General features: G+C 73.7%; 8 protein-coding genes. 5 read left to right on the top strand and 3 right to left on the bottom strand.

Annotated elements, in window-relative coordinates; genetic code table 11:
* The first annotated feature begins 179 nt into the window (after positions 1–179).
* From ACFYOJ_RS03100 to moeZ, 5 genes are all read left to right on the top strand, one after another.
* On the top strand, positions 180–1,946 hold the full coding sequence (locus ACFYOJ_RS03100) for a DUF3492 domain-containing protein (protein WP_356550468.1): 1,767 nt from the start codon (positions 180–182) through the stop codon (positions 1,944–1,946).
* Positions 1,943–3,079, top strand: a complete 1,137-nt coding sequence (locus tag ACFYOJ_RS03095) for a hypothetical protein (protein ID WP_356550466.1) — start codon at positions 1,943–1,945, stop codon at positions 3,077–3,079. The genes ACFYOJ_RS03100 and ACFYOJ_RS03095 overlap by 4 nt, the downstream gene beginning before the upstream one ends.
* Before the next feature lie 108 nt (positions 3,080–3,187).
* Entirely contained in the window at positions 3,188–4,249 is a 1,062-nt protein-coding gene (locus ACFYOJ_RS03090; RefSeq protein WP_356550464.1) for an NAD-dependent epimerase/dehydratase family protein, read from the top strand.
* A complete protein-coding gene (locus ACFYOJ_RS03085) occupies positions 4,237–4,986 on the top strand; it encodes a spherulation-specific family 4 protein (protein ID WP_356550462.1) in 750 nt (249 codons plus the stop codon). Before ACFYOJ_RS03090 ends, ACFYOJ_RS03085 begins: the two co-directional genes overlap by 13 nt.
* A gap of 66 nt (positions 4,987–5,052) precedes the next feature.
* Entirely contained in the window at positions 5,053–6,231 is a 1,179-nt protein-coding gene (gene moeZ, locus ACFYOJ_RS03080) for an adenylyltransferase/sulfurtransferase MoeZ (RefSeq protein ID WP_189228775.1), read from the top strand.
* Positions 6,232–6,386: 155 nt separating this feature from the next.
* Here the strand turns inward: moeZ and ACFYOJ_RS03075 are convergent, their stop codons facing one another.
* The 3 genes from ACFYOJ_RS03075 to ACFYOJ_RS03065 form a co-directional block, all read right to left on the bottom strand.
* Positions 6,387–7,928 carry an alpha/beta hydrolase gene (locus tag ACFYOJ_RS03075; protein WP_356550461.1) on the bottom strand — a complete coding sequence of 514 codons (1,542 nt, stop codon included), beginning with the start codon at positions 7,926–7,928 and terminating at the stop codon, positions 6,387–6,389.
* 142 nt (positions 7,929–8,070) lie between these two features.
* Positions 8,071–9,618 (bottom strand): alpha/beta fold hydrolase, encoded by a 1,548-nt coding sequence (locus tag ACFYOJ_RS03070; protein WP_356550459.1) that lies wholly within the window; start codon positions 9,616–9,618, stop codon positions 8,071–8,073.
* Between the two features lie 82 nt (positions 9,619–9,700).
* The gene (locus ACFYOJ_RS03065; RefSeq protein ID WP_356550457.1) at positions 9,701–12,508 is read right to left on the bottom strand and encodes a lysylphosphatidylglycerol synthase transmembrane domain-containing protein; all 2,808 of its coding nucleotides are present in this window, start codon (positions 12,506–12,508) and stop codon (positions 9,701–9,703) included.
* Positions 12,509–12,681 lie beyond the last annotated feature (173 nt).

Below are 12,681 nucleotides of genomic sequence, written 5' to 3'. Positions count from 1 at the left end.
ATTGCGAGCGCGCCCGCCGGGGCCGCCCCCCCCCCCCCGCCCGCCCCCCCCCGCCCCCCCCCCCCCCCCCCCCCCCCCCCCCCCCCCCCCCCCCCCACCGCCTTGTCCGCATACGTTCGTCCCGCTGTGAGCCGCCGGGCCGACGGCGGCTCCCCGGACGGGAGATCGGGGGTGCGCGCGTGCGCATCGGACTGCTGACGGAGGGCGGATACCCGTATGCGAGCGGTGAGGCCGGGCTCTGGTGCGACCGGCTCGTGCGCGGGCTCGGGCAGCACGAGTTCGACGTCTACGCGCTCAGCCACAGCGAACGCCAGGAGGACGACGGCTGGGTCCCGCTGCCGCCGCAGGTGAGCCGGGTGCTCACCGCGCCGCTGTGGGACGCCGACGACGAGAGCCGGCGGGCAGGCGCGGAGGGTCTCGTCGGAAGGCCGGCCGGCGGTGACGGACGGGCCTACGGACGGCGCGCGCGCCGGCGCTTCGCCGAGTGCTACGGCGAGCTGGCCGCCGCCCTGTGCACGCCCGCCCCCCAGGACCCCTCCGACGTGCCGGAAGAGCCCGCGGTCTCCCAGGAGGACCGTTTCGCCAGTGCGCTGTACGGCCTCGCCGAACTCGCTCGCGAGGAGGGCGGCCTGGCGGGCGCACTCCGCTCGGAGACCGCCGTACGCGCCCTCGAGCGCGCCTGCCGCGCGCCCGGTGCCCCACGCCCCGCGCGCGAGGCGCGCGTCCCGGAGCTGCTGGCCGTCGCCGCGCACCTCGAACGCGCCCTGCGCCCCCTGTCGCTCGACTGGTACGGCGCCGACGGCCTCGGCGCGGTCGACCTGTGCCACGCGGCCTCCGGCGGTACGGCCGCCCTGCCGGGCCTGCTCGCCCGGCACTTCCACGGCGTGCCCCTGCTGGTGACGGAGTACGGCGTGCATCTGCGCGCGCACTACCTCACGGACCCCGGCTCCCCGCCCGCGATACGGTCCCTGCTGGCCGCCTTCTACCGCCGGCTGACCGCCGAGACCTACCGGCGGGCCGCAGTGATCACCCACGGCAACGCGCACGCCCGCCGCTGGCAGGAGCGCTGCGGCGCCGACCGCGCCAAGCTCCGCACCATCCACCCGGGCATGGACGCGACCCCCTTCGCCGAGGTGGGGGAGGCGCCGGAGTACGCCGATCCGCACACTCTCGTCTGGGTCGGACAGATCGAGCCCGCCAAGGACCTGGTCTCGCTGCTGCACGCCTTCGCGCGGATCCGCGAGACAGAACCCCGGGCACGGCTCAGGATCGTCGGCGCCCCCCTGGGGCACGAGGGCGAGGCCTACCTCACCCACTGCAAGGCCCTGGCCGACCACCTCTTCCCCGACGAGGCCGCAGGGCCCCACGCCGTCGGCGACAACCCGGTGTCCTTCGAGGAGACCGGCGGGCCGGAACTGCCCTCGCGCGCCGCCGCGTACGCCGCGGGCGCCCTCGTCGTCCTCTCCAGCGTCGTCGAGGGATTCCCGGCGAACCTGGTCGAGGCCATGCTCTGCGGTCGCGCGACGGTGTCCACGGACGTCGGCGCCGTGGTGGAGGCCATCGGCGGCACCGGACTCGTTGTCCCCCCGCGCAATCCGCGGGCGCTCGCCGAGGCGTGCGTCGCCCTGCTGCGCGACCCCGAACGCCGTGAGCGCCTCGGGGCCGCCGCGCGCGCCCGCGCACTGGAGCTGTTCACCGTCGAGCAGAACATCGCGGCATTTCACGGCATTTACCTGGAGATCCTCTCGCGCACGCCGGTCCGCCGCGTCGCCCTCGACGAGGCCGGCGAACTCCTGCCGTTCGCCGTCCCCGCCGAAGCGCACGTCCCCGGCCGCTGGACCGATCCCGCCACCCGCGTTCCGGCCCGCAGCGGACCCGGCTGGGCGACGGACACCCCCGTCCGCGCCACGACCGCGGCCGGCGCCGCCGAGGGAGCGGCCCGATGAGCGGCCTGGACGAACTCGAACACTCCGGGGCCCCCGGAAAGCAGCCGTCCCCGGCCGCCCGCCGGGACGCCGACCCCGTCAAGGCCCTGATGCACCGTCACCGCGAACTGTGCGAACGGGCCGTCGACCCGCTGGAGATCGCGGCGGGCCTGGAGGCGCACGGAGTCACCGACCGGACCGCCGCCCGCTTCCGCCACCGGGACGTCTTCACCCTCGCGGAGGAGATGTACGCCCGCGTGCCGCGCGACGGCGAAGCCCCCGCCCCCGCCCCCGCTCCGGTGGCCCCCCGGGTCCGGACCGGCCGGGTCGTGCTCGTCCTGCTGCCCGGCCTGCTGTGCGCCGCCACCGTGGCCGCCCTGCACCACACCGACGGACGGCCGCGCCTCGTCGCGGCGGCCGCCGGCGCCCTCGCGACGGTCCTGGCCCTGCGCACGGCGCTGCGCCGGGGCCCGCTGAGCGCCGGTCCCGGCACCGGCGGCGCCTGGGCCGGCTGGCTCCTCGCTTACGCCCTCCTCGGCGACGGCCTGCTGAGCGCCGCTCTCACCGGAGGCCCCGACGGCCTGCCCGACGGCACCGCCGACGGCCCCTGGCCCGTCAGCGTCGCCCCCGTCGTCGCCCTCGCCCTGGCCTGCGCACCCGCCGCCGTGAGCGCCCACCTGTTCGCCGCGGGCGCCCGCCGCAGACTTGCCGCCAGCCGCGCGCTGACGGACTTCTCGGCCTCCGTACGCCCCCTCCTGCTCGGCACGTTCGCCCTTTTCCTGGGAGCCCTGGCGGCCCTGCTCGCGCTGACCGCCGCGGTCCTCGGCGAGCCCGCCGCGCACCCCCAGGCACTCGCCCTCGGCGCCCTGCTCCTGCCGGCCCGGCTCCTCGCCGCGCACGGCTTCGCCCGCGCCGGCCGGGTCGTCCTCGCCGTCGCGGCGGCCGCCGAGGCGACCGCCCTCGCCACGGTCTTCGCCGGCCGCCTCCCCGGCTGCGGCTTCCTGGCCGCTCCCGTCGAGGCACTGGTGGCCGCCTGGGGCCCCGGCGGCGTGCCGACGACGGTCTGCGGCATCGGCGCCCTCACCCTCCTGATCCACGCGACCCGCCGCCTCACCAGGGCGTCGGCCCACGCACCCGCGGAGCAGCGGCCATGACCGAGCGCTCCGGGACAACCCCCCACACACATGTCCCGCCCCACTCCCCGAAGGAGACCCCCAGATGATCACCTCCCGATCCGACGTCCCGGCCCCGGGAGCCGCGCGATGAGAGTCCTGCTGATCGGGGCCAACGGCTACATCGGACGTTTCGTGGCCGACCGCCTGCTCGCCGACCCCGCCGTCCAGCTCACCGCCCTCGGCCGCGGCGACGACGCGGACGTCCGCTTCGACCTCGCCACCGGCAGCCCGGGCGCCCTCACCCGCTTCCTCGACGCGGTCCACCCCGGCGTCGTCGTCAACTGCGCCGGAGCCACCCGGGGCGGTGCCCGCGAGCTGACCCGCCACAACACCGTCGCCGTCGCCACCGTCTGCGAGGCGCTGCGCCGCAGCGGCTGCGGCGCCCGCCTGGTGCAGATCGGCTGCAGCGCCGAGTACGGGCCCAGCCAGCCCGGGTCCTCCACCGCCGAGGACGCCGTGCCCCGCCCCGGCGGCCCCTACGGCGTCAGCAAACTCGCCGCCACGGAACTCGTGCTCGGCTCCGGACTGGACGCCGTCGTCCTGCGCGTCTTCTCCCCGGCCGGCCCCGGTACCCCCGCCGGCTCCCCGCTGGGGCGCCTCGCCGAGGCCATGCGCCGCGCCATGCAGTCCGGCGACGGCGAACTCCGGCTCGGCGGCCTCGGCGTCCAGCGCGACTTCGTGGACGTCCGCGACGTGGCCCGCGCCGTGCACGCGGCCTCGCTCTCCGCCGCACAGGGCGTCATCAACATCGGCTCCGGCCGCGCCGTCCGGCTGCGCGACGCCGCCACCACCCTCGCCCGCGTGGCCGGGTACGGCGGCACCCTGCACGAACTCGACGCGCCCCCCGGCACCCTGCGGCCGGTCATCGGCCACCCCCGCGCCGAAACCGCCGGCCATCGCGCCGACGCTCTGGCCCACCACCGCGCCGAATCCGCCGGCCACCACCGTGCGGAGTCCCCGGGCCACCGGGGCGACCACCGCGCCGACACCGAACACGTGGCCCCGGTCGCCTATCCCTACCCCGACGGCTGCGGAGGCTGGCAGCAGGCCGACGTGCGCACCGCACGCGACCGGCTCGGCTGGCGTCCCCGCATCAACCTCGAGGAGTCCCTCGCCGACATCTGGATGGAGGCGGCATGTCGTATCTGACCAGCGCGAAAGCGGACACCGCGTACACCGGCGTACGCACCGGGCTCGCTGTCCCGGGCCTCGCCCACCCCCTTCTCGCCCCCGACGAGTGGGCCGTCCTCACCACCCCCGGAACGCCCCTGCACTGGGTCGTCCTCGACGTCGCGAACGGCCCCGGCGTCCATCCCGACCCGCACTGCCTGGAGGCGGCCGGGCGGCTGCGCAACGCGGGGGTCCGCGTGCTCGGCCGCCTCGACACCGCGTACGGGACGCGCGACTTCGGAGAGCTGATCTCCGACGCGCACCGGTATCTCGACTGGTACCGGACCGACGGCTTCCTCCTCGACCGCTGCCCGTCCGACCGGGCCGCGCTGCCCGGGGTCCGGCGCACGGTCACCACGCTCCGGGTGGTCCGCGACGACGCCCACATCGTCCTCGGCCACGGCACCCACCCGTATCCCGGCTACGCCGAGAACGCCGACCAGCTCGTCACCTTCTCCGGCGCCTGGAGCGACTACCGCTGGTCCCAGGCGGCCGAGTGGAGCGCCGACCACCCGCCCGAGCGCTTCTGCCACTTCGTCCACGGCGTTCCCCGCGGTCATCTGGAGGAGGCGCTGCGCATCGCCCGCTGGCAGGGTGCCGCGACGGTCTGCTTCACCGACCGCACGAGCCGGTCCGGGCGGGTGGACCCCTGGGAGACGATGCCCGGCTACTGGGACGAGATCGTCTCGCGTATCGGGACGGGTGTCTCGGAATGAAAAAGGCCGTGGCAGTGTTACGGGGAGAACGACAACCGTAATGATTGACCGACCAACGGAGTCCCCGTGTCGCTGCCACCCCTGGTCGAGCCGGCCGCCGAGCTCACCGTAGACGAGGTCCGCAGGTACTCCCGCCACCTGATCATCCCCGACGTGGGGATGGACGGGCAGAAGCGGCTGAAGAACGCCAAGGTGCTCGCCGTGGGCGCGGGCGGCCTCGGCTCGCCGACCCTGATGTACCTGGCGGCGGCCGGTGTCGGCACGCTCGGCATCGTGGAGTTCGACGAGGTCGACGAGTCGAACCTGCAGCGCCAGGTCATCCACAGCCAGGCCGACATCGGCCGTTCCAAGGCGGAGTCCGCCCGCGACACCATCAAGGGCATCAACCCGTACGTGGACGTGGTCCTTCACCAGGAGCGGCTCGAGGCCGACAACGTGATGGACATCTTCAGCCAGTACGACCTGATCGTCGACGGCACGGACAACTTCGCGACCCGCTACCTGGTCAACGACGCCTGCGTACTGCTGAACAAGCCCTACGTCTGGGGCTCGATCTACCGCTTCGACGGCCAGGCGTCCGTCTTCTGGTCCGAGCACGGTCCCTGCTACCGCTGCCTCTACCCGGAGCCCCCGCCCCCCGGCATGGTCCCCTCCTGCGCCGAGGGCGGCGTCCTGGGCGTGCTGTGCGCGTCCATCGGCTCCATCCAGACCAACGAGGCCATCAAGCTCCTCGCGGGCATCGGCGAGCCGCTGGTCGGCCGTCTGATGATCTACGACGCCCTGGAGATGCAGTACCGCCAGGTCAAGGTCCGCAAGGACCCGAACTGCGCGGTCTGCGGCGAGAACCCGACCGTCACCGAGCTCATCGACTACGAGGCCTTCTGCGGCGTCGTGTCCGAGGAGGCCCAGGCGGCGGCCGCCGACTCCACGATCACTCCCAAGCAGCTCAAGGAGTGGATCGACGACGGTGAGAACATCGAGCTCATCGACGTCCGCGAGCCGAACGAGTTCGAGATCGTCTCCATCCCGGGTGCCCGGCTGATCCCGAAGAACGAGTTCCTCATGGGCTCCGCCCTGGAGAGCCTCCCGCAGGACAAGAAGATCGTCTTGAACTGCAAGACGGGTGTCCGCAGTGCGGAAGTCCTGGCGGTCCTGAAGTCGGCCGGCTTCTCGGACGCCGTGCACGTCGGCGGCGGCGTGATCGGCTGGGTCAACCAGATCGAGCCGGAGAAGCCGGTCTACTGATCCCTCACCGGCCCGGCGGGCCCGGATCCCGTGAACGCGAAGTTCGTGACCCCGGAGCCCGCGAGCCGGGATTCCGCGGGTCCGGACTCCGTCCGTCCCGGTCCTCGGACGGCGGGGGCCGCGCGCACCGCAGGTGCCCGTGGCCCCCGCCGCCGTCATGAGCAGACCTTGCCGTCCTCCGGCACCTTTCCCTGCAGCAGGTAGGCGTCGACCGTGGCGTCCACGCAGTCGCTGCCGCTCCCGTACGCGCCGTGGCCCTCGCCCTTCCAGGTGAGCACCACGCCGACGTCCTCGCCCAGCTCGTCCGCCATCCTGCGGGCGCCCTCGTAGGGCGTGGCCGGGTCGCCGGTGTTGCCGACGACGAGGACCGGTGCTGCGCCGGGCGCGCTCACCTCCGGTGTCTCGTGCTGACCAGGCACCGGCCAGTCGTGGCACCAGCCGGCCGTGTCCCAGCCGAGGAACGGCCCGAACACCGGGGAGATCCTCTCGAACTCGGGCAGCCGCTTCTTCGTCTCCTCGAGGGTCGGCCGCTGCTTGTCGTCCAGGCACGATATGACCCGCTGCGAGTGGGTCGTCGTGCCGTAGCGCCCCGATTCGTCACGTTCGTTGTAGCCGTCGGCTAGGGCGAGCAACTCCGAGCCGTCACCGTCCCGGGCCGCCGCCAGCGCACTGGTCAGAGCCGGCCAGCCGTCCTTGCTGTACAGCGGCAGCACGATGCCGGTGAGCGCGAGGGTCTGCGTCAGCTTCCGCCCCGGGGACGACGTCGGCAGCGGTTCGGTGTCCAGCCGCTTCAGCAGGGCGGCGATCTCGCGCGAGCCCTGCGCGGGGTCCTCGCCCGTGGACTTCAGGTAGTCGTCCAGCGCGCGCTGGAAGCCCCGTGCCTGGTTCTCCGCGTGGCCCATCGTGTCGGCGCTCGGGTCGACGACCGCGTCGAGCACCACCCGGCCCACGTTCTTCGGGAACAGGTGGGCGTAGACGCCGCCGAGTTCGGTGCCGTAGGAGATGCCGAAGTAGTGCATCTTCGCGTCGCCCAGCACATGCCGCATCAGGTCCATGTCGCGGGCGGTGTCCGTGGTCGAGACGTGCGCCATCAGCTTGCCGGCGGCCTTCCGGCAGCCCTTGCCGAAGTCGGCGGCGTCCGCGAGGAAGGTCCGTTCCTCGGCGGGCGTGTCCGGTGTCGCGTCCACCGACTCGGCGTCCTCGATCGCCTCGTCGTCGCGGCAGCGGACGCCCTCGCTGGCGGCGACGCCGCGCGGGTCCCAGCTCACCAGGTCGTACCGTTCGTGCAGCGAGGAGACGGCGTCGGCGTAGGACGGCAGCGTGGAGACGCCCGAGCCGCCGGGGCCGCCGAAGTTGAACAGCAGGGAGCCGATGCGCTGCCCGCCGCTCGCCTTCGAGCGGATCAGGGCGAGGCCGATCGTCTCGCCGTCCGGCTTCGCCCAGTCCAGCGGTGCCCTGAGTGTGGCGCACTGCCAGTCGCCGCCCGGCGCGGGGCCGTCCGCGGTGCTCTCGCACCGGTCCCAGTCGAGCTTCTGGGAGGCCAGCGACGACGGCACCCCGGGCGGTGCCGCGGCGGACGGCGGCGCGCTGCTCGTGTCACCGCCGTCCTCGCCGTTCCCCGACGAGCCGCCGCTGCAGCCCGCCGTCAGCAGCGCGGCGGCGGCCGTCAGAGCCGTCCACCGAACGAGACGTGCCATGCGCAATCCCCCCTCAGCGGCCGTCCGCACCGTGCGGCGGACGGCGGTGATGCCATGGTAGGCGGCGGGCGCGAAGCTCGTCGGGGCCTGTGGAAAACCCTCTGACCTGCGGGTTCAGCGGCCGGGTGGTCCGTGCCGGAGGTCAGGAGCAGACCGTTTCGGCCGCCGGTGGCTCTCCGTCCAGCAGATAGCGGTGCACCGCGTCACGCACGCACGTGTTCTTGCTGTCGTAGGCCCCGTGTCCCTGTCCCCTGTACGTCAGCTCCACACCGACGCCCTTCCCCAGCGCGTCCGCCATCCTGCCCGCGCCCTCGTAGGGCGTCGCCGGGTCGCCGGTGTTGCCGATCACCAGGATCGGCGGGGCGCCGGGCGCGCTGACGTCGGGGTGGTCGGCGGCGCCGGCCACCGGCCAGCCGGTGCAGCCGACCATGGACCAGGCCAGGTACTCGCCGAACAGCGGGGAGGCCCTCCGGAACTGAGGCAGCTTCCGCTGCACGTACGCGGCGTCGTAACGCGGCCTGTCGTCGGCGCAGTTGATGGAGACGTTCGCCGCGGTGATGTTGCTGTACTCGCCGTTCTCGCTGCGTCCGTTCATCGCGTCGGACAGCACCATGAGGATCCTGCCGTCACCGTCGTAGGCCTGCTCGAGGCCCTCGGTGAGGTACTCCCAGAAGTCCTTCGAGTACAGCGCCTGCGCGATCCCGCCGGTCGCGGCGGTCTGGGTGAGGTCGCGGGGGAAGACGCCGGGGATCGGTCTGCGGTCGAGGTCCTTCAGCAGCCGGGCGATGCGGTCCTTGACGTCCTGGACGCTGTCGCCGACGGGGCAGTCATCGGTCTTGGAGACGCAGTCCTCGGCGTAGTTGTCGAGGGCGAGCTGGAAGCCCTTCGCCTGTCCGAGCGAGCTCTGCTCGGCGTTCTGTGTCGGGTCGACGACCGCGTCGAAGACGGCCCGGCCCACGTTCTTCGGGAACAGGTGGGCGTAGACGCCGCCGAGTTCGGTGCCGTAGGAGATGCCGAAGTAGTACAGCTTGTCGTCGCCGAGGACCCGGCGCATCAGGTCGAGGTCGCGGGCCGCGTCGGTGGTGGCCACGTGCGGGAGCATCCTCTTCGAGCGCTTCTCGCAGGCCGCGTTGAACCTGTCGGTGTTCTTCAGCAGCCCGGTGCGCTCGGCCGCGTCGTCGGGGGTGGCGTCCTGCTGGAAGTACGTGTCGAGCTGTTCGTCGTCCAGGCACCGCACGGGGGCGCTGCGGCCGACTCCGCGCGGGTCGAAGCTGACCAGGTCGTAGCGGGTGCGCAGGGTGTCGTAGTCCTGGCCGAAGGCGGGCAGGGCGGTGACGCCCGAGCCGCCGGGGCCGCCGAAGTTGAAGACGAGCGAACCGATGCGCCGGTCCGCCGGGCCACTGGTCCTCGCCCGGATCAGCGCGAGGCCGATCGTGTCGCCCCCGGGGTCGTCCCAGTCGAGCGGTGCCTTCATGGTGGCGCACTGCCACGCCTCGCCGTCCGGCAGCGGGGAGGGGGCGCTGCCGCCGCCCTCGGCCTCGGACGGGGCCGGGCAGTCCTTCCAGGAGAGTTTCTGCTCCGTCAGGTCCTCGTCGTCCCGCGGGCTGTCGCCGCACCCCGCCAGGAGGGCGGACAGCAGTACGGCGGTGGCGGTGAGGGCGGCGGCGCGCAGCCGGGCGGGTTTCGGCATGCCCCCATCGTGCGTGCGCCCGGTGCCCTGCGCCCGGGGCGCGAGCCGGACGAGGGAAGGGGGCGTCGCCGGGCCGTCGGCCCTACAGCGCCCCCTTCCGGGTCAGGTGGTTGAAGGCCAGCCAGCCCGGCAGCACCGGCAGCCACAGGGTGAGCAGCCGGAACAGCAGCACCGCCGGCGCGGCGACCTCCTTGGGCAGGCCGACGGCGATCAGACCGACCGTCAGCGTCGCCTCCACCGCGCCGACACCGCCCGGGGTGGGCGCCGCGGAGCCCAGCGCGTTGCCCGCGAGGAAGACGACGGCGACACTGGCGATGCTGATCGACGTCGAGTCGTCGCCGAAGGCCCTGATCGAGGCGTCCAGGCACATCACGAAGCAGGCGGTGAGCAGCAGCATGCCGCCGATGCCGGTGACCAGCTTCTGCGGGCGCTGCAGCACGTCCAGCATGCGCGGCACGACACCGGCGAAGAGCGACCGCACGCGCGTGACGACGAACTTGCGCAGGAACGGCACCGACGTCACCACCAGCACCAGCACCGCCACCGTCAGCAGACCCGCGATGACCGTCCGGGACGGTGACAGCGACGGCGTCTTCTCGGTGCCGGTCAGATAGCCGAAGGACAGCAGCATCAGGATGTGGCAGCCGAGCCCGAACAGCTGCGAGGCGCCGACGCTCGCCACCGCGAGCCCCGGCCGTACCCCGGCCCGCTGCAGGAACCGGGTGTTCAGGGCGACGCCGCCGACCGCGGCCGGCGCGACGATCTTCACGAACGACCCGGCGACCTGCGCCGCCACGGTCCGTACGAAGGGCACCCGCTCGGGCACGAAACCCAGCAGGGCCATCGCCGCGGCCACGTAGCTCGCCGCCGAGAACAGCACGGCCGCGGCCACCCAGCCCCACTCGGCGTTGGAGATCAGCGGCCCGAACTCGATGTGGGTGAGCTGTGTCAGCAGGAAGTACGCGCCGATCGCGCCGGCGATGAAGCTGATGAGGGTCCGCGGACGCACCCGCTCCAGCCGGGCCGGCTCCACCGGGGCCTGCGGCCTGATCCGCAGGACCGCGTGCCGGATCTGCGTGAGCAGATCCTCCTCGCGGGCCTCCTCCAGCGCGTCGTCCAGGGCCCGCTTCTCGGCCCGCTGCTCCGCGCGTACGGCCTTCTTGTCGGGCTTCCCGGACGCCGGCACGGCCGTCGCGCCGGTGCCGGCCGCCTCCGCGCGGGCCAGCTTGGCCTGCCGGGACGCCTCCAGCACCGCTTCCCGCTCGCGCTCGGCCCGCTCCCGGGCCAGCCTGCGCAGGGTCGCCCGGGTGGAGCGGCTGAGCGCGATGGGCTGGAGCATCGGCAGGCAGTCCGCCACCGCGTCGGGACCGAGTACGTCCAGGGCCGTGGCGACCGCGCGTTCGGCGCCCACCCGCAGCCCGAGCGTCACCAGGAGCTGGGAGATGTCCATGCGCAGCAGCAGGTCGCCGGCGGCGATCTCGCCGATGCGCAGCTCGGTGAGGATCACGGTGCCGGAACGATCCACCAGGATCGCGTCGCCCACCAGCCTGCGGTGCGCGATGCGCCGGGACTGCAGGGCCCGCACCTGCTCCCAGGTCCCGCGCAGCAGGTCGTCGGTGATCTCGTCGTCCGGCAGCGAGTCGAGGGTACGGCCGCCGGTGTGCTCGTAGACGAGCATCACGGCGTCGGGGCCCAGCTCGGACGTCGCGATCAGCTTCGGCGCGTTGGCGCCGGCCGCGATCGCCGCGTAGGCCAGCAGCGCCTCCTGCTCCAGGGCCTGCCGCAGCGAGGGGAGGCTGCTGCGGGTGGCGAAGCCGCGCAGCGTCAGGTTGCGCCAGGCGCGGTAGAAGAAGCCCTGCGCCTGCTGCTCGCGGTCCACGACCGTGACGTCCAGCGGCCGGCCGTCCTCCAGGGTGACGAAGTACCGGCGCCCCCGGTCGCCCGTCTCGGCGGTGTCCGACGGGACCTCCTCGCGCGCGGCGGTCACCGGCCGGAAGCCGACGTGCCGCAGCCCCGCCATCAGCGTCCGGCCGGTGGGGCGGACGTTGGGGGAGCCGACCGCGTAGAGCGTTCCGTAGGCGACGGCCCAGCCGATCAGGACCGTCAGGATGATCGAGAACGGTGTCGTGTAGCCGGTGACGAGCATCGAGAAGGCGTCGAGGAGGAGCACGATCCACAGCACCGCGCGCCAGCGGGGTCTGCGGGACATGCCGACGGCCGTCATGTACGCGATGACCGGCGCCAGATAGCCGTGCACGGGGTCGGTGAGCGCGTGGACGTCCCCCGGCGAGGGCTGGGTGAGCGCGTCCTGGATGGAACCGGGGGCCGCCTTCGCCACCCACAGGTCGGTGGCGAGGGTCACCCCGTGCGCGAGGACCGCCGCGAGCACGCCGTCGGCGATCCGCAGCCCGTCCCGTTTGATCAGCCGCTCGACCGCGAAGGCCACCGGCACCAGGAGGATCGCGATGCTGGAGGCCAGACCCGCGACCTTGATCAGCAGGTCGGGCGCCTGGCCGGTGCCCTTGCTGATGTCCTGTTCGAGCCCCGAGGTGGTGCCGTGCGCGAAGGCCGCGACGGCGAGCAGCACGACGATCGCGAGCACGCCCACCAGGAGCCGCATCAGGTCGGACGGACGGTGCACGCGCGCGGGGAGCAGCGGTTCGTCGCCCTCCACCTCGTCGATGTGTGCCACGTCACCGGGATCGGCGACGGTCGCGGACGGTCCGCCGGCCGGCTCCCCGGTGGATCTTCCGTCACGCTTGCCGCGCTTGTCGTTCTCGTCGCTCTTGTCGTGCTTGTCTGAAGCGCCCGGTTTACCGGAGGTGCCCGGGCGCGACGAGGAGTCAGAGGTGCCCTCGGCGTCCTCGGAGTGCGCACCCTGCTGATCCATCGCCTCTTCTTGCTCTCGTATCACTGGTCACCGACCGCACGATGGTGGCATGCCGGGCCGACACCCGGCGGCATCAGGGTGCCGGTGCGGGCCGCACAGTCTGCCCGAAGCGCCGCGGCCGGGCGAGGGGTGCGCACCGCCGCGAGCGCCTCGCGTTGTCGGTGGGGTGGGGC

The sequence above is a fragment of the Streptomyces sp. NPDC006384 genome (assembly GCF_042870695.1).
Classification (GTDB): Bacteria; Actinomycetota; Actinomycetes; order Streptomycetales; family Streptomycetaceae; genus Streptomyces.
This window is presented reverse-complemented; position numbering and strand designations above follow the sequence as displayed.